Annotated in this window: 19 protein-coding genes; 6 read left to right on the forward strand and 13 right to left on the reverse strand. The window is 62.0% G+C overall.

Annotated elements, in window-relative coordinates; genetic code table 11:
- The first annotated feature begins 54 nt into the window (after positions 1-54).
- The 3 genes from lysS (at position 55) to MJQ68_RS09375 (ending at position 3393) form a co-directional block, all read left to right on the forward strand.
- On the forward strand, positions 55-1578 hold the full coding sequence (lysS, locus tag MJQ68_RS09365; RefSeq protein ID WP_238750798.1) for a lysine--tRNA ligase: 1524 nt from the start codon (positions 55-57) through the stop codon (positions 1576-1578).
- Between the two features lie 169 nt (positions 1579-1747).
- Positions 1748-2548 carry a prolipoprotein diacylglyceryl transferase gene (gene lgt, locus MJQ68_RS09370; RefSeq protein WP_238750799.1) on the forward strand — a complete coding sequence of 267 codons (801 nt, stop codon included), beginning with the start codon at positions 1748-1750 and terminating at the stop codon, positions 2546-2548.
- Between the two features lie 242 nt (positions 2549-2790).
- Positions 2791-3393 carry an HAD family hydrolase gene (locus tag MJQ68_RS09375; RefSeq protein WP_238750800.1) on the forward strand — a complete coding sequence of 201 codons (603 nt, stop codon included), beginning with the start codon at positions 2791-2793 and terminating at the stop codon, positions 3391-3393.
- A 13-nt stretch (positions 3394-3406) separates the two neighbouring features.
- On the opposite strand, the gene MJQ68_RS09380 is transcribed toward MJQ68_RS09375, so the two are convergent.
- The 6 genes from MJQ68_RS09380 to MJQ68_RS09405 form a co-directional block, all read right to left on the reverse strand.
- Positions 3407-5107, reverse strand: a complete 1701-nt coding sequence (locus MJQ68_RS09380) for a tail fiber domain-containing protein (protein WP_238750801.1) — start codon at positions 5105-5107, stop codon at positions 3407-3409.
- Between the two features lie 30 nt (positions 5108-5137).
- Complete coding sequence (locus MJQ68_RS09385) at positions 5138-5614, reverse strand: T9SS type A sorting domain-containing protein (RefSeq protein ID WP_238750802.1); 477 nt, start codon at positions 5612-5614, stop codon at positions 5138-5140.
- Positions 5615-5819: 205 nt separating this feature from the next.
- Positions 5820-6527, reverse strand: coding sequence for a phosphoribosylformylglycinamidine synthase subunit PurQ (gene purQ, locus MJQ68_RS09390; RefSeq protein WP_238750803.1), 708 nt, complete (start codon positions 6525-6527; stop codon positions 5820-5822).
- 29 nt (positions 6528-6556) lie between these two features.
- Positions 6557-7252, reverse strand: coding sequence for an SIR2 family NAD-dependent protein deacylase (locus MJQ68_RS09395; RefSeq protein ID WP_238750804.1), 696 nt, complete (start codon positions 7250-7252; stop codon positions 6557-6559).
- Positions 7253-7264: 12 nt separating this feature from the next.
- Positions 7265-8017, reverse strand: coding sequence for an enoyl-CoA hydratase/isomerase family protein (locus MJQ68_RS09400; protein WP_238750805.1), 753 nt, complete (start codon positions 8015-8017; stop codon positions 7265-7267).
- Positions 8018-8095: 78 nt separating this feature from the next.
- Entirely contained in the window at positions 8096-9151 is a 1056-nt protein-coding gene (locus MJQ68_RS09405; protein ID WP_238750807.1) for a serine hydrolase domain-containing protein, read from the reverse strand.
- Positions 9152-9260: 109 nt separating this feature from the next.
- Between MJQ68_RS09405 and dusB the strand changes: the two genes are divergently transcribed.
- Positions 9261-10250 (forward strand): tRNA dihydrouridine synthase DusB, encoded by a 990-nt coding sequence (gene dusB, locus MJQ68_RS09410; RefSeq protein ID WP_238750809.1) that lies wholly within the window; start codon positions 9261-9263, stop codon positions 10248-10250.
- A gap of 3 nt (positions 10251-10253) precedes the next feature.
- Here the strand turns inward: dusB and ypfJ are convergent, their stop codons facing one another.
- The 5 genes from ypfJ to MJQ68_RS09435 all read right to left on the reverse strand — a co-directional run bounded on the left by ypfJ (position 10254) and on the right by MJQ68_RS09435 (position 13835).
- The gene (ypfJ, locus tag MJQ68_RS09415; protein ID WP_238750810.1) at positions 10254-11159 is read right to left on the reverse strand and encodes a KPN_02809 family neutral zinc metallopeptidase; all 906 of its coding nucleotides are present in this window, start codon (positions 11157-11159) and stop codon (positions 10254-10256) included.
- 21 nt (positions 11160-11180) lie between these two features.
- On the reverse strand, positions 11181-11903 hold the full coding sequence (locus MJQ68_RS09420) for a DUF4197 domain-containing protein (protein ID WP_238750811.1): 723 nt from the start codon (positions 11901-11903) through the stop codon (positions 11181-11183).
- 72 nt (positions 11904-11975) lie between these two features.
- Positions 11976-12464, reverse strand: coding sequence for a dihydroneopterin aldolase (gene folB / locus MJQ68_RS09425; RefSeq protein WP_238750812.1), 489 nt, complete (start codon positions 12462-12464; stop codon positions 11976-11978).
- A 4-nt stretch (positions 12465-12468) separates the two neighbouring features.
- A complete protein-coding gene (locus tag MJQ68_RS09430) occupies positions 12469-13236 on the reverse strand; it encodes a hypothetical protein (RefSeq protein ID WP_238750813.1) in 768 nt (255 codons plus the stop codon).
- A 5-nt stretch (positions 13237-13241) separates the two neighbouring features.
- A complete protein-coding gene (locus MJQ68_RS09435) occupies positions 13242-13835 on the reverse strand; it encodes an RNA polymerase sigma factor (RefSeq protein ID WP_238750814.1) in 594 nt (197 codons plus the stop codon).
- A 148-nt stretch (positions 13836-13983) separates the two neighbouring features.
- On the opposite strand from MJQ68_RS09435, the gene MJQ68_RS09440 reads away from it, so the two are divergent.
- Positions 13984-14799, forward strand: a complete 816-nt coding sequence (locus MJQ68_RS09440) for a septal ring lytic transglycosylase RlpA family protein (protein WP_238750815.1) — start codon at positions 13984-13986, stop codon at positions 14797-14799.
- Positions 14800-14812: 13 nt separating this feature from the next.
- Here MJQ68_RS09440 and MJQ68_RS09445 read toward each other — a convergent pair whose 3' ends face one another.
- Positions 14813-16063 (reverse strand): ABC transporter permease, encoded by a 1251-nt coding sequence (locus tag MJQ68_RS09445; RefSeq protein WP_238750816.1) that lies wholly within the window; start codon positions 16061-16063, stop codon positions 14813-14815.
- A 300-nt stretch (positions 16064-16363) separates the two neighbouring features.
- Between MJQ68_RS09445 and queA the strand changes: the two genes are divergently transcribed.
- On the forward strand, positions 16364-17428 hold the full coding sequence (queA, locus tag MJQ68_RS09450) for a tRNA preQ1(34) S-adenosylmethionine ribosyltransferase-isomerase QueA (RefSeq protein WP_238750817.1): 1065 nt from the start codon (positions 16364-16366) through the stop codon (positions 17426-17428).
- Between the two features lie 151 nt (positions 17429-17579).
- Here queA and MJQ68_RS09455 read toward each other — a convergent pair whose 3' ends face one another.
- Positions 17580-21215: a hypothetical protein gene (locus MJQ68_RS09455; RefSeq protein ID WP_238750818.1), complete on the reverse strand. Its 3636-nt coding sequence runs from the start codon at positions 21213-21215 to the stop codon at positions 17580-17582.
- Positions 21216-21255: the final 40 nt, after the last annotated feature.

The raw sequence follows: 21255 nt of genomic DNA on the forward strand, positions 1-21255 counted from the left end.
CCGCAGCTAGACCACCGAAGGGTACAGCGCAGCCAAGCCACGAATCAACACCCCATGGAACTTACCGACCAGGAGATCACCCGCCGCGACAACCTCGCCAAGATCCGCGCCCTGGGCGTCGACCCCTTCCCGGCGGCCACCTTTCCCGTTACCCACCTGGCCAGCGAGATCCTGGCGCTGGTGGAAGAGGATAGCGAGGGCAAGGTGACCAACCTGCAGGATGTCACCCTGGCCGGGCGCATCATGAGCCAGCGCATCATGGGCAAGGCCGCCTTTGCCAACTTACAGGACAGCAGTGGCCGCATCCAGCTCTACGTGAGCCGCGACGACATCGCCCCCGGGGAGAATAAGTCGCTGTACAACGATCTCTTCAAAAAGTACCTCGACCTGGGCGACTTCATCGGCGTCAAGGGCTTCGTGTTCAAGACCCGCACCGGCGAGATCAGCGTGCACGTCAAGGAGTTCACCTTCCTGGGTAAGTCGCTGCGGCCGCTGCCCAGTCCGAAGAAGGACGAGGCGGGCAATGTCCACGATGAGTTCAAGGATCCCGAGCTGCGCTACCGCATGCGCTACGTGGACCTGACCGTGAACCCCAAGGTGAAGGAGGTCTTCCGCAAGCGGAGTAAGCTCATCACGGCCATGCGGCAGTTTCTCGACGATCTGGACCTGATGGAGGTAGAGACGCCCGTGCTGCAGGCCATTCACGGCGGTGCCTCGGCCCGGCCCTTCAAGACCCACCACAATACGCTCGACGTTCCGATGTACCTACGCATCGCCAACGAGCTGTACCTCAAGCGGCTCATCATCGGCGGCTTCGACGGGGTGTACGAGTTCGCCAAGATCTTCCGCAACGAGGGCATGGACCGGACGCACAATCCGGAATTCACCATGGTCGAGTTCTACGTAGCCTACAAGGACTACAACTGGATGATGGATACCTGCGAGCAGCTGCTGGAGCACAGCGTACGGGCCATCAACGGACAGGCACAGACCACGGTCGAGGTAGACGGCAAGACCATCGATTTCAAGGGGCCCTACCGCCGCCTTACCATGGCCGATGCCATTCGTGAGTACACCGGCGAAGACATCAGCGAGGCCGACGAGACCGAGCTACGCGCCATCGCCGGTCGGCTCGACGTGCACGTCGACAAGACCATGGGCCGCGGCAAGCTTATCGACGAGCTATTCGGCGAACGGGTGGAGGCCCAGCTGATCCAGCCCACCTTCATCACCGACTACCCGGTGGAGATGTCGCCGCTCACCAAGAAGCACCGCAGCAAGGAAGGTCTGGTGGAGCGCTTCGAGCTGATCGTCAACGGCAAGGAACTGGCCAATGCCTACTCCGAGCTCAACGACCCCATCGACCAGCGGGCCCGCTTCGAGGAGCAGCTCCAACTCGCCCAGCGCGGCGACGACGAAGCCATGGCCATGGACGAAGACTTCCTGCGTGCCCTGGAGTACGGCATGCCCCCCACGGCCGGTATCGGTATCGGTATCGACCGCCTGGTGATGCTGCTGACGGGGCAGAAGAGTATTCAGGAGGTGCTGTTCTTTCCGCAGATGAAACCTGAGCGGTAGGGCGTAGGGCGCCTGCGGCTTGTTAGATCGCCTTCGGCTCGTTAGACCCCTTTGGGGGTAGACCGCTTTCAGCGGGTTAGACCCCTTCGGGGGTAGGGGGCTTACCTTGCACCTGCGATCCCGCCTGCCTACCGAACTATAGCACTACCCTACTACAGAACTACCTCCTATGCTTTTTATCACCTGGGATGCTTCCCCTGAGATCTTTTCTATTGGTCCGATCACGCTGCGGTGGTATGGGATCATGTTTGCGGTGGGCTTCTTGTTGGGGTTTATGATGGTGCGGCGGATGTTCCTGCGGGAGAATGCGCCGGAGGAATGGCTGGATTACTGCTTTTACTTTCTCATTGGCGGTACCATCCTGGGGGCGCGGCTGGGGCATATTCTGTTTTATCAGTGGGACTACTACAGTCAAAATCCGGGCGATATCCTCAAGATTTGGGAGGGCGGTCTGGCCAGTCACGGCGGGGTGATCGGGGTGGTGACGGCGCTGTGGCTGTTCAGTAAGTTCGTAAGCAAGAAGTCGTTTTTCTGGATCAGCGATAAGGTGGCCGCCCCCATCGCGCTGGTCGGTGCGATGATCCGCTTCGGCAACCTGATGAACTCCGAGATCGTGGGTACGCCGAGCGATGCGCCCTGGGCCTTCCTGTTCGTCAACGCTATGCCCGCCAGTCTGGCCGACGTGCCCCGCCACCCGGTGCAGATCTACGAATCCCTGAGCTACCTGCTCACTTTCAGCATCCTCATTGCCCTGTACTGGAAGACCGATGCGCGCCACAAACCGGGCTTCCTCACCGGACTCTGGTTCGTGCTCATCTTCGGCTTCCGCTTTGTGTGGGAGTACTTCAAGAGCGACCAGGGCGGCTTCGGCGAAGCGCTCACCACGGGACAGTGGCTAAGCGTGCCGTGCGTGATCGGCGGACTCCTCCTCATGGCCTTGTCAAGGGGTAAGGGGTTGCCAAGGGGTTAAGGTTGGAAGAGGTTGCCAAGGGGTTAAGGTTGGAAGGGGTTAAGGGGTTAAGGGGTTAAGGTGGCTGGGCTGGCTTGGATATCTTATCTTATTTGCACCTGCGGTCCCGCTCACTTAGCACCCACAGCACCTCCAACGCCTCCAACACCTCCAACGCCTCCAACGCCTCCAACACCTCCAACACCTCCAACACCAGCCTTAACCCCTTAACTCCCCAACCCCTTAACCCCTTGACAACCCCCTTGACAACCATAATCTTCGACCTAGGCAACGTACTCATCGGCTGGCAGCCGCGGGCCTTGTTCGAGCAAGTGTTCGAGACAAAGGAAGAGGTGGACTACTTTCTACAAAACGTGGCCACCCTGGAGTGGAACGAGCGGCAGGACGCCGGCCGTACGATCGCCGAAGGCACCCGCGAACTGATCGCCCGCCACCCCGATTTCGAGCCCCACATCCGCACCTACTACGACCGCTGGACCGAGACCATCACCGGCCCCATCGAAGGCACGGTGGAGATCCTCCGGGAGCTTCACGCCAGCGGCAAGTACCGGCTGCTGGGGCTGACCAACTGGTCGCACGAGCTCTTCCCGTGGGCCCGCGAGACCTTCGACTTTCTGGAGCTGTTCGAGGACATCATGGTCAGCGGTGAGGTTAAACTGCAGAAGCCCGACCCCGCCATCTACCGCCTGCTGCACGATACCTACGACCTGCAGGGCTATGCCGGCTGCGTATTTATCGACGATAGCCTGCGTAACGTGGAGGCCGCCCGCCGGGAGGGGCTGGATACGATCCACTTCAAGAGCCCGGAGCAGTTGCGGGAGGAATTGACGAAGCGGGGCGTTTAGAGCGTACCGCAGACTACCGGCGCGCCAGGACGGCTTCAATGCGCTGCAGGTGCGCCTCCAACTCTCCTATGCGGTGGGCCTGGGCGTCGATCGTTTCCTGCTGTTCCTGAATGGCCCGGATGGCTACGATGCCGAAGCCGGCGTAGTCGATGCCGTAGAGCCCGTCGGCCTCCGAGTAGGTGACCAGTTCCGGAAAGTGCTGAATGGTCTCCTGAGCCACCAATCCGATGGTAGGCGTCTTCCCGGGGGCTGCTTTGTAACGGTACGACCGTACCCGCAGCTTAGCTACCCGGTCGAGCACGCCGGTCACTTCCTGAACATCCGTTTTCAGGCTGGCATCCGAGGCGACGGTGTAGGCCCCGGTGGTGGCACTGAAGAACCCCCGTAGCGAATTGCCGTAGTGTAGCCGCAGTCCGAAGCCGTGCGTTACGTGCCAGTCCTGGTTGGCCGTCCCGTCCGAGAAGGCGAGGCCCGATCCGACGGTCTGCCCGGCCTGATTGATGAACAGCCGGGCACCGGGGTTAGCGGTATTGATGCCTACCTGCCCGTCGCCGGTGACGGTCATGCGGTTGGCCGCACCCTCGCTGTTCCTGAAATAGAAGTTCAGGTTGCTGGCGGCCGCTCCGCTGCCACCGTCGCGCCCGTAGCCGGCTATGTGCCAGAGCGCGTCCGACGTAGTATTGGTAAACTCCAGTCGGGCAAAATCGTCCCCTTGCTCCTCAAGCTTGAGGTGGGGTTTGGATACGGTGGAGTTATTGCGGACATGCAACCAGGCCGTATTGCCTTCAAATGAGCCAAGCTTAACCTCCCCGCTCTGCTCGATCCGTAAGCGGTGCGTATAGCTATTGCTTCCGGTCGGCTTAGAACCGATCTGGAAGGTAGCCCCCTGGTTGCGGGTCGACATCTTGAAGCGATGGCCGTTGTTCGGGAACCCGAAGTGTAGGTCACCCAGGTTGGTCTGGAGGAAGGTATGGCCGGCGATATGGAGCTTGAAGCTCTCGTCCGGTTCCGCCGTACCGATGCCTATCCTGCCGGCGACGCGGTGTACATCGGTACCGTCTTCCGTCCAGGGACTGCTGCCCGCCAAACTGGAAAGGTCTACGTTGTTGGCATCACTCAGGGTAAGGGTGGTACCCGTCAGGTTCAGTGTCTGCAGTTCGTTGGTAGGGTCGGGGTCGGCATCGTCCACGCCGTCCCGTACGGTAGCCAGGTCTACGCTGTTACCGTTCTCGATCTTCAGGGTGGTGCCGGTCAGAGAGAGGGTCTGATCGTCCGTACCGCTCCCCCCGCCGCCGTTGCCGGCGGTAGTGGCATAGAGGGCGTAGGGGACGGAGAGCAGCTGGGTGGCCCCCATATCTACGTAGTTGGTGCCGCCGGCGGGGTCGAGCTCAATCTTGAGGTAGTAGGTGTCCGTACCCCAGTCGATGGCGCCCATATCTCCGCTTAGTCCTGTTCCACTACCGATCTGCAGGTCGAATACGCCTAGTTCGGAGGTAGACACCGCGTGGCGCTCGCTGTAGGCCACTGTCCCTGCGGCCCCGCCCCTTAGCAGACTTACGCGCACGGCGATACTTTCCGAGGTCATGGTGTTTCCCCCGGCATCTCTGGCTACTGCCTGGAAGTTGAATCCGGCCGGTGCCTGGGCATTCATCGGGCTTATCAGGAGCAGGAGAAGCAGGCAGACGAGTGTACTGAGTAGGTTTTGCTGTTGCATGATGCTAGGTATTCTGGAAGTGATCTACGCCTACTGGCGTAGTAGTCGCAGCCCGCCGATGGGTCGGCCATGACGGTGAATGGTCAGGACATAAACGCCCGCCGGGTACCCATCGAGGCGTACCCCAGTGCGGTCTGGGGGCAGGGTTTGTCGGTGGAGGGGCCGGCCGTGCAGGTCGGAGACGGTGAGTAGGTCCCCCGCCTCCCAGTTGCCGGATAGCGTTGCCAGGTCCGGGGTAGGGTTCGGGTATACGCTAAGGGTGAGCTGTACGTCCCCGGCCGTCCATACAGAAGTGCTCAGCGCCGTAAATCCGTGATGGAAGCCGCGTTCGAGGGCCATACCGGCGCTGGTGCGGGCTACGGCAAGTTCACCCACCGTGAAGTGCAGATCACCAACGTCCGCAACGCTCACGAAGCTACCCGCGCTACCGACCACACTGCGGTCGAGGTGTTGGGCCGCTACGGGCAGACCGAAAGCGCAAATACAGAGTAGGTAAAATGAGCGCATGGGTACTGACGTTTAGCGGGCCCCGCTACGGGGCTATGGAGTAAGGACATAGCACGGTCCGTCCCGGCCGGTATCGGCGAGATCTAGAAGGGGAAACCAACTGGTTGTACTACCCGATCACGAACGGTAGGGTAAGTTCCTCACGCACCTTTATGGCGCATAGGAACAATGCGTTACTACATCTAGCCAAAACCGGGTCGCGGTCCTATTCAGCGACGCTGACCGCCTCCACCAATCCCTGGAAGATGATCAGCCCATCCTCATTGCCCAGCACCGACTCGCTGGCCCGCTCCGGGTGCGGCATCATACCGAACACATTGCGGCCCGCATTGCAGATGCCGGCGATGTTGCCGACCGAGCCATTGTAATTGCTGTCCAGGTTCACCTCCCCGGCCCCGTCGCAGTAGCGGAACAGGATCTGGTCGTTCTGATTGAGCTGGAAGATGGTCTCGTCATCCGCATAGTAGCGCCCCTCAGCGTGGGCGATGGGGATGCGCAGGACCTGACCGGGCGAGAGGTGGCGATTCGGGGGCGCATTGTCCGTCTCGGCGCGCAGGTAGACGGTCTTGGCGATAAATTTCTGATCGCGGTTACGCAGCAACGCACCCGGTAGCAGGTGGGCCTCACAGAGGATCTGGAAGCCGTTGCAGATGCCGAAGACGTAGCCCCCGCGGTTCGCAAAGTCGATGACCGAGCCCATGATCGGCGAAAAGCGCGCCACGGCCCCCGCCCGCACGTAATCGCCGTAGCTGAATCCCCCCGGTACGATGATGCAGTCGTCGGTGGTCAGGCCGCCCAGGTCCTCGTTCTTATGCCACAGCTTCACCACCTTGCGGCCCATGACGGTACCGAGCACGTGCACCATGTCATCATCGCAATTGCTGCCCGGGAAAACGACTACTCCGAATTTCATACGCCAGATTATTGAGCCGCGAAGATAGGCTACAGCAGGCGAGCCAGCAGCTCCCGCGCGCGCTCCATCCCCTCGCTACCGCCCATTTCCAGCACGTGCAGCTGCTCGCGTCCCCGCAACTCATAGCCCACGCTGGGCGCCGGATCGATGTACACTACGGGCGCGGGCGCCGGTGCAAAGCCTAGCAAACCGGCCGCCGGGTACACCTGTAGCGACGTACCTACGATGATTACCGCATCGGCCGTCTGTACGGTCAGCGCGGCCTGCTCGATCAGCGGCACGTCTTCACCGAACCAGACGATGTGCGGCCGCAGCTGCGTGCCAGTGTCGTCTAGGTCGCCGAGTAGCAGGTCACCGTCCCACGACCGCACCCCCTCGGTGCTATCGACGGGCCGCACCTTGGTCAGCTCCCCGTGCAGGTGCACCACTTCGGTAGAGCCACCGCGCTCGTGCAGATCGTCTACGTTCTGGGTGATGACCGTGACGCGGTAATCCTCCTCCAGCGCGGCGACGAGTCGGTGGCCTACATTGGGCTTAGCGGTCTTGAGCTGGGCGCGGCGCAGGTTGTAGAAGCGCAGAACCAGCTCCGGATTGCGGGCGAAGGCCTCGGGGGTGGCTACGTCTTCTACGCGGTGCTCCTCCCAGAGTCCGTTGCTGTCGCGGAAGGTCTTCAGTCCGGACTCCGCACTGATACCGGCCCCGGAGAGTACGACTACGTGCTTCATCGCTGCGTGTGCTTAACGTGATTTGAACTTGGACAGGGCGGCCTTGGCTTCGTCCTGCAGCACCAGCTGACCGGTGATCTCGGCCCGCCGCGCCAGCTCCTCGGGCCAGTGCTCGGTGCCTTCCCAGAGGCTTTGCTTGAGTCGGCGGACGGCCTCGGGGCTGTAGTCCGCAAAGCGCTTGGCCATCAGGCGGGCCTCCCGGAAAAGCTCCTCCGGGCCGGCGTATACGCGCTGGTAGAGGTTCTTCTCCCGTGCCCACTCGGCGTTGTGCCATTCGGTATCCAGACAGAGCTCGCTGGCTGCGCTCACGCCCAGCTTACGGATCAGGGCCGGCAGAATGACGAAGGGGCCGATGGCGATCGCCAGCTCACTCAGCTTCACCTGCGCGCCCCGGCAGCCGAGGGTGTAGTCGGCCGCCGCAGCGATCCCCACGCCCCCACCGATGGCCTTGCCCTGTACGGCTACCACGATCGGCTTGGGGCAGCGGCGCATGGCCAGGATGACGTTAGCGAAGCCCATGAAGAAACTCCGTCCACTCTCTTCGTCCTGGATAGATAGCAGCTCATCCAGGTTTGCTCCGGCACAGAAGGTTCCTTCCCCACCGCTACGCAGTAGAAGCGCCCGCACCTTCGGGTCGGCGGCGGCGGCATCGATCGCTTCGACCAGCTGCGCCAGCAGACCGGAGGGCATGCTGTTGTGGCTGGGATGGGAGAAAACGATGCGGGCGAATCCGAGGCGTACCTCGCTGAAAATGGAACCGGTCATGGGCTGGGACGTATTATGAAGGGGGTGAAGGTACGGCTAGCCGCCGCCACCGCAGGTAGTCATGAAGGGGGGGTGATCCTAGCCCCCCAATCTTGCCCGCCACCGCTTATACCTACCCCGCCAGTTGAAGCCATACCAGGTATATCCAGGCTGGGGGGTGCCGAGGAAAATATCGGAAAATTGCCGGGTGCACAGTAACCCGTTGGCACTGTTGGCGAAGTATACCAGTCCCCTAGCTTCCGTGGGGGAGAAGATGAGGTATGACCGCTCGCCCCCCAGATTCCCCCAGTGCCAGGATTCCTCACCCTGCTTGCCGGCGGACTGCCACCCAAAGCCCAGCCCCCAGCCCACACGGTGCCTTCTGAGACCTACTCTGGCTACTTCTACCTGTGGTTGGACCATCTCCCTGGCCAGCGCCTTCGAAAGGTGGCGCGGCGCGATGATTTCCTGTAGGAACCTGGCGTAGTCGGTGCTCGTGGTGCTCAGAGAATTGGCTGCTGAGGCACGGTGGTACTGCTGCTTTGGCTGCGCGTTCATCAGGCGGTCGTGGGGCAGGGCATAGTCTTCGTCAGTCTGCCAGACAAAACTGCTGCGTTGCATCCCGAGGGGAGTAAATACCCACTGCTGCGCGATCTCGTCCAGCGGTGCATCTAAGAGCCCCTGTAGTATGAATTGGAGCCATAGGTATCCCTCGCCGGAATACCTGAAGCCGGACGTCGGTGGCTGAAACAGGCGCAGGGGCTCGTGGCTCTGGCTGTTCGGAAGCCCCGACTGATGGGAAAGCACCATACGCGCGGTCACCCGCTCATGACCCGGCAGGTGTCTTACCTCCGGGTAATCACCGTACTCGACCAGGGGAACGTCCAGTGCAACCATACCCTGCTCCAGACAACGCAGGAAAATATATGCCAGAATAGGTTTGCCCAGGGAGGCGGCGGCAAAGATGGTTTGATCGGTTATTCGGTCCGTCGTACCGGCCTCCCGGTATCCGGCGTGAATGGAGCACGTGCGGTCACCGTCGAAACAGGTCAGGGAAATGCCCGGAATATCAAAGCTATGCAGGCAGCGGTCCACGCGTTCCCGGAGCCGGGCGCAGCGGTCGTCGAAGGTATGCTGATGGCCGGCGGGTGACATTAGCCGAAAGGTACCTCCTACGCCAACAGTTCGTGCATTTGCCCGGCACCTGCGCCCCGCCGCCCGTACGTTCAACCCACCACCTCCCTCAGGTGTACCTTGCACACGTATGGTCAAGATAGCCGACATCGAACTGGGTGAATTCCCCCTCCTCCTGGCCCCCATGGAGGACGTGAGCGATCCCCCCTTCCGGGCCCTGTGCAAGGCGCAGGGCTGCGACATGATGTACACCGAGTTCATCAGCGTGGAGGGGCTGATCCGCGATGCGACCAAGAGCGTGGAGAAGCTAGACATCTACGACTACGAGCGGCCCATCGGCATCCAAATCTTCGGGGCCAACCTGGAGAGTATGGTGCAGGCCGCCGATATCGTCACCGAAGCCCGGCCCGAGGTACTGGACATCAACTTCGGCTGCCCGGTCAAGAAAGTTACCAGCAAGGGCGCCGGCGCGGGCATCCTGCAGGACATCCCCAAGATGGTCGCGCTCACCAAGGCCATCGTAGACCGCACCCCCCTACCCGTGACGGTGAAGACCCGCCTGGGCTGGGACGACAACAGCAAGTACATCCTGGAGGTAGCCGAACGGCTGCAGGACGTCGGCATTAAAGCCCTCAGCATCCACGGCCGTACCCGCAAGCAGATGTATAAGGGAGAGGCCGACTGGTCGCTGATCGGTAAGATCAAGGACAACCCCCGCATCAAGATCCCCATTTTCGGCAACGGCGATATCGACTCGCCGGAAAAGGCCGCCGCCTACCGCGACCGCTACGGCGTGGACGGCATCATGGTGGGCCGGGCCGCCATCGGCTACCCCTGGATCTTCCGCGAGATCAAGCACTACTTCGCGACCGGACAACTCTTGGACCCGCCCACCGTAGAGGAGCGCGTAGCCGCCGCCCGGGAGCACCTCGAGCGCAGCATCGCCTGGAAGGGCGAAACGCTGGGTATACTGGAAATGCGCCGCCACTATACGAACTACTTCCGCGGCCTGCCCCACATCAAGCAGTACCGTAAGGTGCTGGTCAGTGAGTTCGATACCGCCGTGCTATACGGTACGCTGCAGGAGATCGAGCAGGTGTACGGGAGTGTAACCGTATAGCGACTACAGCGAGCGGGCCGAGAAAAAGCGGTCCAGCGCCTCCTTACTGGCATCGCCACTCTGGTAGCCCGCCGTGAAGGACTTCACCCGCTGCTCCGAGGTGCCGTGGGTAAAGCTTTCGGGTACGACGTAGCCCTGGGCTTCCATCTGCAGGCGATCGTCACCGATGGCCGTAGCCGCCGCGATAGCCTCGTCGATATCACCGGGGGAGAGTAATTGGTCTTCCTGGTTAGCATACTTGGCCCAAACGCCGGCGAGGTAATCCGCCTGGAGCTCCAGGCGCACGGAAAGCGCGTTGGCCTCCTCCTTACTGCTACGTCCGCGGGCTTTACTCACGATCTGGCTGTAGCCCAGCTGATTCTGAATGTGGTGACCGACCTCGTGGGCAACCACGTAGGCCAGCGCAAAGTCGCCCGGTGCACCGAAGCGTTGCCGGAGCTGGTCGGCGAAGGAGAGGTCGATATAGACCTTGTTATCGGCCGGACAGTAGAACGGACCGGTCGCCGCACTGGCGAATCCACAGCCCGACTGGCTCTGTCCGTCGAACAGCACGAGCACGGGCTGCTGGTAGTTGCGGCCGTACTGCTGGGGGAACAGCTGCTTCCACACCTCTTCGGTGGAGCCCAGCGTGACGCCCACGATATTGGCGTAGGAGCCGGCTTCCTGGACATTGCCGCCGGGCAGGTTATTGGGATCGGCCGGGGTGGTCCGGGTAGTGGCCGGGTTGCCGCCGCCGCCACCGAGCCCGATGTAGTCGAGGGGGTTGCCGCCCATGAAGAAGACGATCGCCATGATGACGATGGTGCCGATGCCGAATTTGCCGGCACCGCCGCCACTGAATCCGCCGCCGCCGCGCTGGCCGCGCCGGTCTTCGATGTTACCGCTGGTTCTACGTCCCTGTAATTTCATGGTATGTTGGTTTGGGTGATGTTATGCGCCGGGATCCTGCTGGGCAAAGACGCGCCGGAGCAGGTCCGTGGTGCGGGCCGAGACATTCTGGCGGATGTCGAGCTCCTTGAGGGCTACTTTCTTGAACAGGCCGTTCAGGGCCTGCTGGGTGACGTAGGCCCCCAGGTCGGTATCGACCTTCTGGCGGGTGAGGGGGAAGTTGTTGTAAGCCGTGGCGGCGTCGAGCCACACCTTATTGGCGTCGTACTTGTCGAGACTGGTATTGATGACCGGGGCAAACTCGGCGGTCAGGGCCTCGGCGGTCGTCCGGTTCAGGTACTGGGTGGCGGCGTCGTTCTCTCCCTTGAGGATACCGACGGCGTCCTGGATGGTCATACTGCGAATAGCGTTGACGAAGATGGGAGCGGCCTTGCTGGCGGCATCCTCCGCGCCCTGGTTGATCTTCTTCAGGATCACCTCCTCGATGTTTCCGAAGCCCGGTACGGCCTGCAGCCGGTCGGTCACCTTGCGTACCTCCTCGGGGAGCAGGATGCGGTAGGTGAGGTCATCGAAGTAGCCGCCGGGTCGGGCGAGCTCTTCGGCACCGTCGCGGGCTCCGATGCGGAGGGCTTCCTTCAGGCCGTTGCCGATCTCGGTGGAGGAGAGTCCGCCGTTGAGCACGGTCTGGAGGGTTTGGTTGATCTGCTGGCTGGTGCACCCTACGAAGAGCAAGGATAGCAGCAGTAGACCGGAAAGACGAAGCATAGGAGGTAGTTTGACGAAATGCCTTACTATAAGCCGCTTTCCGGACCATTAGTTTGCTCCGAAGCGTTAAGGCTAGCCGAAGCGGCTGAAGTCGAAACCGCCCCCGTCGTCGAAGCCGTCATCGTCAGCGTACTCCTCCTCCGTGGGGTCCTCGAAGGTCTGCTGGGCCTGCATGCCGCCGAATGCACCGCCGCCGCCGCCCGCCCCACCCAGGGTGATCTCCACGTACGCCGCGCCGACGCGCCCCCCCAGCGGCGGGTGCAGTTTGCGCAGTTTCAGCCGCACGCTCTGTACGCCATCGAACTGCTCCATGATCCGGTTGCCAATCCGGTAGGCCAGAGCTTCCAGTAGCTGGGTGGGCTTCTTCATCTCGGCCTGCAGCAGGTAATAGATGGTGGCGTAGCTGACCGTACCGGCCAGGTCGTCGGTAGAGGCGGCCAGGGCTACGTCGGCTTCTACCTCTACGTCGATACTAAACTCGTTGCCCATCAGCTGCTCCTCGTCGTAGAAGCCGTGGGGGGCGTGGAAGCGTACGTCTTCCAGTCCGATTTTTGCGGTCATATTCTTACAACGCTTGCAGTAGGCTACGGGCCTCGGCCTGCATGGGGTGAGCGGGATCGGCCGCGATGGTCTCCAGGGTACCGGTGGCTTCGGCGGGCTGGCCCAGTCCGAGGCGGGCTGTGGCGGCGTAGAAGCTAGACTCCTGAGCCAGGTTGAAGTCGGGGGTCGTGGCCAGGCGCTCCAGCAGCGGCAGGGCGGCGTCGTACTTGCGCTGGACCAGCAGGCTCTGGGCGAGGTAGAACTGCTCCGGCGCGGCGGGGGCCTCCAGGGCGTTGAAGGCCGCTTCGGCGGCGGCGTAGTCACCGGCTTCGTAGGCGGTGTAGGCCGCGGCGCGGGGGTCGGCGTCGTCCGTGCCGCCCTTGGTGATCGAGTAGGCGATGTTGTCGTAGGGGGTGATCTGGTCCAGGGCATACTCGATCCGCTCACCGGGGGCCGGGCGCAGCATGAAGTAGCCGGCCAGGAAGAGTATGACGGCCGCCGCGGCGGCGTAGCGTACCCACTGCCGGCGGCGTTTGCGGTCGATAGGCACGACCTTGGCTACGGTCTGGGTATCGGCTACGGGAGTCCGTGTGGATAGTCCGTCCTCCAGCTTGCGCAGGCGGTTCTTGAGGACGTGGTCCTCACCGGCCGTGATGGCGTCGAGGGCAAAGCGGGTAGATTCCATTTCCTGGCGGAGTTGGGGGTTTTGCCGGAGCTCGCGTTCGAAAGCCCCGGGATCGGGCGACCGGCCGAGCAGGTACTCCTCGATACGATCTTGGTCTTCAGTGTTCATTTTGGTTAGGGCTTGACGAGCTTCTTGAGCTCCTTTAGACAACGCATTTTCTTGATACGCGTTGCGCCGGCGGACGGGAGGTCCAGGGCGTTCATCACACTTTCGATGGGATAGTGGTGGTAGTAATAGAGGGTTAACAGCTCGCGGCAGGGCTCGCCGAGTTTGGCCATGGCCTGCTGCAGGATCGTGCGCTGGTGCTCGTTCTCGAAGCGATCGATGAGGCTCCAGTCCAGCTCGTCTGCCGGATTGATGCCGGCTTCGTGGTCGGTGGGTTGTTCGCGCTGCCGCTGGTGGTTGCGGCGGTACACCAGCCGTTTGCCGATGCTGAACAGGTAGGTGCGGATGCTACAGGTCAGCTCCACGAGCCGCCCCCCCACGATGTTTTTATAAAAGGCGATGACGGCATCCTGAAAGCAGTCCGTAGCGTCCTCCTCCGTGGCGTGAAGCTGGCGCTGGGCGTAGGTGATGAATGCCTCACGGTGTTGCAGGTACACCTGGTCGATGAGCTCGTAGCGGCCATCCTTTAGGGCGTCGAAGAGGTCGGCGTCCTCCAGTAGCATCTGCATCGCCTGATATTGAGTGAGAGTGTGTTCAACCAAATGTAGTGATTTAGTACGCTAATCGCCGATTTTAGTGGCTTTGCTCCTTTATGACCCCGTTTCACCGGGTGTTACAGCAGCCGCGGCCGCCGGTGCGCTGTCCCTTAAGCCCCCAAAACTTCCTACCTTTCCCACTAAACCACTCAAGATGCTGTCCTCGCTGCACCGGCTCACCGTCCTGGCCGTTCTCCTCCTCCTCACGCTCCCCGCCCTGGCCCAGCGCACCGAGGGGCAGGCCAGCTACTACGCCGACCGCTTCCACACCCTGCCCACCAGTACGGGCGAGACCTACGATAAGGCCGCCCTCACCGCCGCCAGCAAGGAGTACCCCTACAACAGCGTCCTGGAAGTCACCAACGTGGTCAGCGGAGCCAAGGTGAACGTACGGGTCAACGACTGTGGGCCCCACCATCCGGATCGCATCATCGACCTCAGCAAGGCCGCCGCCCGCAAGATCGGGCTGCTGCGCAGCGGCGTAGCACAGGTGCGCCTACGGGTCGTTTCCCTGGGCACCGACGGCCCGGCCTGCGAGCGCGCCGCCTGGGCCAGCGCCCAGCGGGAGCAGAATGCCGCCGACGTCGGCTCGGAGATCGTCACCGACCAGCAGCCTCAAGTAGCCGTGCCGGTACCGCCCAAGCCCGCTCCCCCCACGACCACCGCACCCGCGACCCCGCCCGTAGTGAAGGTCGACCGCGTATCCAAAGCCCCCCAGCGCCCGCGTAAAATTTCGTCTGATGCCATGCTCTTCGGCGTTCAGGTCGGTGCCTTCGGCAAGCAGGCCAACGCCGAGCGCCTCGCCGCTACCCTGGTGGAGCTCGGCTTCGGCGACGTCTGGACCGCCCAGGTCGGCAAGATCTTCCGCGTCTTTACCGGCAAGTACTACTTCCAGGACGAGGCCGAAACCCTCAAGGCCCAGGTGCGACAGGCCGGCTACCGCGACGCCTCGGTGCGCCGCGTACAGTAAACGGCTTGGCCGACTAGCTGCGCATGGCCTCCACCGGATCCATCCGCGCGGCCAGTAGCGCCGGCACTACGCCGGCCAGGATGCCCACTACGGCCGAGATCAGCACGCCGGCGATGGCGTAGATCAGGCTCAGCGTGATCTGGAAGCCGGGCAGGAATTGATTGATGATGGAGGTCACGCCTACGACCATGACCAGTCCGATGAGTCCGCCGATGATGCACAGGATGATCGACTCGGTCAGGAACTCGACCAGGATCACGTACTGCCGCGCCCCGAGGGCCTTCTTGACTCCGATCAGGCTGGTGCGCTCCTTTACGCTTACGAACATGATGTTCGCCACGCTGATCGCGCCCACGATGATCGAAAATCCCCCGATCACGAAGCCGATGATGTTGAGCACCCCGAAGAAGTTGCCCAGTGCGTCGGCCGTCATGCTCAGTTCGTTGAGCGCGAAGTTGTCGTCTTCCCGCGGCCGCAGTTGACGGTTGGAGCGCAGGATGCCGCGGATGTCGTCCTGCAGCCGCTCCATCTCCACGCCGGGCTTGGCCTTCACCCCTACCGTGCCGCCGAACTGGTTGCGGTTCTTCAGATTGATGAAGCGGGCGGCGTTGTTGTAGGTCACCATGATGGCGTCGTCGAAGTCGAGGGGGTTGATCAGATCGTCGCCCGAGGGGGCCAGGGTGCCGATCACTTCGTACTTGCGGCCGCCCATCTTGATGGTCTTACCGATGGGGTTGATTGGCCCGAACAGCTCCGAGGCCAGCATATCCCCCAGCAGGATCTTATCGCTGCCGTTGCGGTACTCGGCCGTAGACCAGTAGCGCCCGCGGTTGATCTCTACGTTGAAGATGCGGTCCAGCTCGTAGGTGGTCACGAACAGGTAGCCCCCCTCCACGGCCTGATTGTTGTACTTCATGGTGCGGGAGCCGGGCACGGTCCAGTAGCTGACGATGCTGGCGGTGGCCAGGTTTTCCTTCAGGGCCTCGTAGTCGGCGTGGTCGGGATAGGGCCGCTGGAAGTATTCCCACCAGTCGTCGCTATTATCCTTCCAGGGCCACTTATCGATGTACACCACGTCGTCGCCGAGCTTGGCCAGACTACCCGACACATTGTCCTGCAGCGACTGCACGGCCGAGAGCACCCCGATGATGCAAAAGATGCCGATCGAGATACCGAGCAGGGAGAGAAAGGTGCGCAGCTTGTTGCCCGTCAGTTGCTGCCAGGCTTGCCGGAGGCTTTCAGCCAGTACTTTAGAAAGGATCATGCGGTGCGGGATTAATGAATGGCAAGGTACGGGGGCGGCGGCGCGCGGGTGCGGGGTTTTCGACGAATGACGGGAATATAGACCGCCTTCGGGGGGTAGATCGATTCGCTTGGTAGACCCTCCGGGGGTAGACCTCGCCTTTGGCTCGGGTAAGACGCCTCCATGTCTGGAACGTACCTCCGCATCCTCTGTGGTGAACACATCGCACCAGCGTCCCCGCCCACCGACCACTCGCACGAAGAAAATTCCGTACTTTTGCCGGCTGTTTCGCAACAAAGCACGACAAAATACGCAACCGGGATGAGGACTAAGCTATCACAATTTAAGTTTGAGCTCAACGACAAACTGATCGCACGTACGCCCAGCAAGCGCCGCGACGATAGCCGCCTGATGATCGTGCACCGGGATACGGGCGAGATCGAACACAAGCAGTTTACGGACCTGCTGGACCGCTACAGCGAGGGCGACAGCCTGGTGTTTAATAATACGAAGGTCTTTCCCGCCCGCCTCTACGGCCTCAAGGAGAAGACCCAGGCCCGCATCGAGGTGTTCCTGCTGCGCGAGCTCAACGCCCAGGCCCGCCTGTGGGACGTACTCGTAGACCCCGCCCGCAAGATCCGCGTCGGCAATAAGCTGTACTTCAATGACAAGCGGGGCAACAACCGCCTGGTCGCCGAAGTCGTGGACAATACCACCAGCCGTGGCCGCACCATCCGCTTCCTCTACGACGGGCCCAACGACGAGTTCACTAAGGAGCTCCACTCCCTGGGCAACACTCCCCTACCCAAGCTACTTGAGCGCGAGGCCGACTCCCGCGACGCCGAGCGTTACCAGACCGTCTTCGCCTCCGAAGTAGGTGCCGTAGCCGCGCCCACCGCCGGACTCCACTTCAGCCGCGAAACGCTCATGCGCATGGAGCTGGCCGGCATCAAGAAGGCCGAAGTCACCCTGCACCTCGGCCTGGGCACCTTCCGCGACATCGAGGTAGAAGACCTCAGCAAGCACAAGATGGACGCCGAGTACTTCCAGATCAAGCAGCCCGCCGTAGATACCGTCAATGCCACCAAAAAGGACGGCGGCCTGGTCTGTGCAGTAGGTACTACTACCCTGCGCGCCGTAGAGAACAGCGTCAGCGCCGAGCGCCTCCTGGCCACCAGCGAGGGCTGGACCAACAAGTTCATCTTCCCCCCCTACGACTTCCACATCCCCGATCACCTGCTCACCAACTTCCACCTCCCCAAGAGCAGCCTGTTCATCACCACCTGCGCCTTCGGCGGCATCGACCTCATCCTCGAAGCCTACGCCGTAGCCCAGAAGGAGAAGTATAAGTTCTTTGCTTATGGGGATGCTATGCTGGTGGTGTAATAGACCGGCTTCGCCGGGTAGACGACGCCGCGCTGGGTAGACCCCTTCGGGGAGTAGAGCTACCGCCCATTGCTGACGGCTCTACCCGCGACAGCGGTCTACTCCCCGAAGGGGTCGTACCAGCCGACAGGCGACTTACCCCCAAAGGGGTCTAAAAATCAAGTCCAAGCGACACATGGATCTTGCCCTTCTGCCGGTTGCCGGTCTCTACGCCCCAGCCGTAGTCGGCGCGGAGGAAGTAGCCGAATAGCGTGGTGCGCACGCCGGCGCCGTAGCCGTATACGATGGGCTCACGGAAGCGGCGGACGCGCACGCGCACCGGGCTGTAGCCATCCGCACTCTGGTCGGGATACTCGGTGATGTTGACGGGGTTGTCTTCGTCGAAGGGACTGCTGCCGGTCCAGGCGGTGCCCACGTCGAAGAAGGAGACGACTTGGAAGTCGCGCAGGAAGGCCGAGCGCAGGTTCTTGAACAGGTAGGTAAAGACCGGTACGCGGAGCTCGGCATTAGCCAGAGCGTAGGTGGCACCGTTGCGGATGTTGACGTCGAAACCACGCAGGGGGTTAGCCAGGTCCTGGAAGACGAAGTCGCCCGTCGTGGGGGTGGGGATGCTGCGGTTGAAGTTGTTGGGGTCGATGCTGTTGTCCGCCCCGCCGAGGTAGTAGAGAATCTTCTGCTTACCGAAGTTAGTCGCACCCGCTACCCGCAGGGCGATGATGCTGCGCCGGAGGATGCGCTCGTAGTGCCGCGCGTCGACGCCTACGATACCCAGCACGCCGGGCTCGAACTGTGAGCCGACCTCGTCGTCGAAGGAAATATTGAAGCTCTTGAATACATCCGCGTACACCTTGTAGCGTGTACCCATCAGGAGGTTCTTGCTCAGGGGCAGGGTGTTGTCGAACACATACTCCAGCCGCAGGCCGATACGCTCCGTGCTCAGGGGCTCGCTGCGCAGGGCGGGTTCGGAAGTAGCTACCGTCTGTACGCGATCGCGTCGCAGGGTAGCGGTAGCACGCAGGCTACGAAAGATATCGAGGGGGTAGCGCACGCCGTACTGGGCCATCAGGGTATTCTCCTCGACGATGCGGGCCTGATTGAGGATGGTCGAGTTGGGATAGATGCCCTGCTGCTCGCGGCGGTTGCGTCGGTAGACGGAGTAGATCTTATCCAGGCGGTGCTCCACGTCGGAGGCCGTCAGGAAGTACTCCGTGCCGTTGAAGGTGGTAGGTACGCGGATACCGCCTTCGATGACGTAGTCCTCCATTAGGTCCACGATATTGCCCTTGAACAGGATACCAACGGGCTGGCGGGTATAGCCGTCCGGGTTAGCGGCAAAGGCATTCATCCCGTTGAACAGCGGCTCGTTGTCGGCGGTGGTCTTGACGTAGTTGACGCGGAAAGTGTTCCGGTAGGCGGTCACCCGTCCGGGCCGGAAGCGGTAGATGCGATTGAGCTCAGGGGCCGGCCGCTCACTGCGCACGGCGGGTCGGGCCTGGCCGTTGCCGCTATTGCCCTGCTGTGCCCGTCGTACCCGCTCCGGGATACGTGCCCCCACTATGGTGAGGGGCGGACGGGTACCGGTACTGTCCGGCGCGGCGGGGGCCGGCGGCGTGTCTGCCGTAGCGGGCACGCCGAGCAGGTCCTCTACCGCCGTAGGCTCCTCCTCAGCGGGTACCGAAGGCACGGTGGCCGGGTCGGTGAAGCGGGTCTGAAAGAGCAGACCTTCCTGGTCCGTAGCCTGTTCCGGATTGGTCAGGTTGGGCCGCATCACCCGGTCGGCGGGCTGGGTCGTAGTGGTCGTGAACTGAGGCACGCGCTGGCCCGCCTGCCGGTAGCTGGACTGCCGGTACACCGTAGGCGCCAGATCCACTGTAGCCGTAGTATCGAAGGTGAAGCGGCGCAGGTAGGTCGTGCCGTTGTCCAGAAAACTCTCTACTCCGATCGGCAGCTTACCACTGGCGTCGAGGGTAAGGATGTTGGTGCCATAGTTGGTGGTAGCCTCCGTGACCGCCCGTTCCTTAATGACGGGGTAGATCGCGATGGAGTCGATCAGCGCCGTATCGAGCTTTTCGAGGGTGGAGTCGCCGTGCAGGACGATCTCGGTGCCGTCCTCCAGGTAGATCGTCTGCTCGTAGTGGTCCAGGTAGGTCTCCAGATGGGCCTGGTAGCGGTTGTAGATGCCGTTGGCATCACTCAGGTAGCTGAAGTGGTCGCCGTCGATGGGGGCGGGCTCGCGCTCATCGGCTAGGGGGGTATCGGTGATGCGAACCAGCTCGCCGGGCTTCCCCTCCAGGTCGTAGTAGAACAGGTCGTAGGTACCGATGGGCAGCAGGGTGTCCAGTTTCCGGGCCAGCAGGGAGGTATCCGGGCGGTTACTGGCAAAGACCACCCCGCGGCGCCCCATCACGTTCACGGGTACGGCATCCAGGTCGTCGTAGAAGTCGTTCGTGATCCGGGCGGCCTGCCGGGAGGCGGGGTAATAGGTATAGATATCGCTGAAGCCATCGGCCATCGCCGAGATCAGGAAGGTGTTCGGGGAGTCGTAGGCCATGGTGAGCACCCGGTCAAGGCGGATGCCGAGAATGTCTACGGTCTTTTCTCCCGAGTTCAGGTCGTACAGCAGCAGCTTGGGCTGGTCGCGGTGTTCGTACATGATCGCCACTTCCTGGTTGGTGGGCGAGAAGTCGATGAGGGGATATGCGTAGTCGGTGGCCTGCAGAAGGTTGCGCTGTCCGCCCTTGAGCAGCAGTTCCCGCTCGCCGGTATCGATGTCCTGAAGGTAGACCTTGTACTTGCCGATCTCGTTAAGCACGTAGGCGATCTTCTTACCATCGGGGCTCACCTTGACCTGGGTGATGGGCAGCTGCTTCTTGTTCTTGATCGACAGCACGTCCTCCGTCGGTACGCGGCGGCCGCGGCTGTCGGCGTTATAGCGGTTGCGGTAGAAGTCGAGCCAGTTGAACAGTACGGTCTCGTAGTTGCTGCCCAGCACGTAGAGGAAGCCGTTTTCGACCGAGCGGTTGATGCGCGTCAGGTACAGCAGGTTCGATACGGTGGGCTTGCCCAGGTTCTCGGCGATGTAGTACCAGAAGGAGTGGCCGGCCAGGCGGGGGTAGTCGGCGGCCAGTTCGTTGAAGTCTTCGTACTCGCCGCTGGCCATCAGGTCGCGCAGCTGGTCGTCGAGCTCGGTGTTCCAGTCCTGGCCCAGGTAGGCCACCAGGCCGGGCTTGAACCAGGCGGGGAGGTTGAGCAGCACGGCGTTCTGCACCACTTCCTGCACCGAGGAGCCGTACAGCAGCTGCTCGATGTATACGCTGGCCATGGCCTCGCGCACCTGTCGGCGCAGGTCGTTGTGGTCACCCGTGAAGTAGACAAAGGCCTTGTTCCCCAAAAACTTGGCCTCCGTGCCCGAGATGTAGCTGGTGTTGGCATTGAGCGACTGGTTGCCGCGTAGCTCGAAGACCTCCTCGGCGCCGATGTTGCTCTGCTTCACGTCCGTGATGTCGCGGTAGGTGATCAGCTGCACCTTTTCGTTCATCCGGCTCTCGAGCATCTTCTGGATGTAGGCGAAATCGTACTCGGCCATCTGCACCACGGCCTGGCCCACACCCTGGTTGTTGCCGTACCAGTAGGTGATGAAGTTGTCGGATTCATACTTCTCCCACTCGTCGAAGTCGCGGTGGTACTGCACGCGATTCTTGCCGAACTCTACGCGGGACGTCTGGGCCGGCAGCAGGCCGGGCAGGGCGCAGGTAGTGGCGAGAAGGAGCAGCAGGAGGGTACGCATCTAGAACGACTTAAGCATTGTGCAGTCGGAAGATAACCAT

Origin of the sequence: Neolewinella maritima (assembly GCF_923081025.1) — a bacterium.
Classification (GTDB): Bacteria; Bacteroidota; Bacteroidia; order Chitinophagales; family Saprospiraceae; genus Neolewinella; species Neolewinella maritima.

Excerpts from the sequence above, each read along its gene's own strand:
- lysS (WP_238750798.1), top strand. The coding sequence starts at position 55 with ATGGAACTTACCGACCAGGAGATCACCCGCCGCGACAACCTCGCCAAG.
- lgt (WP_238750799.1), top strand. The coding sequence starts at position 1,748 with ATGCTTTTTATCACCTGGGATGCTTCCCCTGAGATCTTTTCTATTGGT.
- MJQ68_RS09380 (WP_238750801.1), bottom strand. The coding sequence starts at position 5,107 with ATGCAACAGCAAAACCTACTCAGTACACTCGTCTGCCTGCTTCTCCTG.
- MJQ68_RS09385 (WP_238750802.1), bottom strand. The coding sequence starts at position 5,614 with ATGCGCTCATTTTACCTACTCTGTATTTGCGCTTTCGGTCTGCCCGTA.
- purQ (WP_238750803.1), bottom strand. The coding sequence starts at position 6,527 with ATGAAATTCGGAGTAGTCGTTTTCCCGGGCAGCAATTGCGATGATGAC.
- MJQ68_RS09395 (WP_238750804.1), bottom strand. The coding sequence starts at position 7,252 with ATGAAGCACGTAGTCGTACTCTCCGGGGCCGGTATCAGTGCGGAGTCC.
- MJQ68_RS09400 (WP_238750805.1), bottom strand. The coding sequence starts at position 8,017 with ATGACCGGTTCCATTTTCAGCGAGGTACGCCTCGGATTCGCCCGCATC.
- MJQ68_RS09405 (WP_238750807.1), bottom strand. The coding sequence starts at position 9,151 with ATGTCACCCGCCGGCCATCAGCATACCTTCGACGACCGCTGCGCCCGG.
- dusB (WP_238750809.1), top strand. The coding sequence starts at position 9,261 with ATGGTCAAGATAGCCGACATCGAACTGGGTGAATTCCCCCTCCTCCTG.
- ypfJ (WP_238750810.1), bottom strand. The coding sequence starts at position 11,159 with ATGAAATTACAGGGACGTAGAACCAGCGGTAACATCGAAGACCGGCGC.
- MJQ68_RS09420 (WP_238750811.1), bottom strand. The coding sequence starts at position 11,903 with ATGCTTCGTCTTTCCGGTCTACTGCTGCTATCCTTGCTCTTCGTAGGG.
- folB (WP_238750812.1), bottom strand. The coding sequence starts at position 12,464 with ATGACCGCAAAAATCGGACTGGAAGACGTACGCTTCCACGCCCCCCAC.
- MJQ68_RS09430 (WP_238750813.1), bottom strand. The coding sequence starts at position 13,236 with ATGAACACTGAAGACCAAGATCGTATCGAGGAGTACCTGCTCGGCCGG.
- MJQ68_RS09440 (WP_238750815.1), top strand. The coding sequence starts at position 13,984 with ATGCTGTCCTCGCTGCACCGGCTCACCGTCCTGGCCGTTCTCCTCCTC.
- MJQ68_RS09445 (WP_238750816.1), bottom strand. The coding sequence starts at position 16,063 with ATGATCCTTTCTAAAGTACTGGCTGAAAGCCTCCGGCAAGCCTGGCAG.
- queA (WP_238750817.1), top strand. The coding sequence starts at position 16,364 with ATGAGGACTAAGCTATCACAATTTAAGTTTGAGCTCAACGACAAACTG.
- MJQ68_RS09455 (WP_238750818.1), bottom strand. The coding sequence starts at position 21,215 with ATGCGTACCCTCCTGCTGCTCCTTCTCGCCACTACCTGCGCCCTGCCC.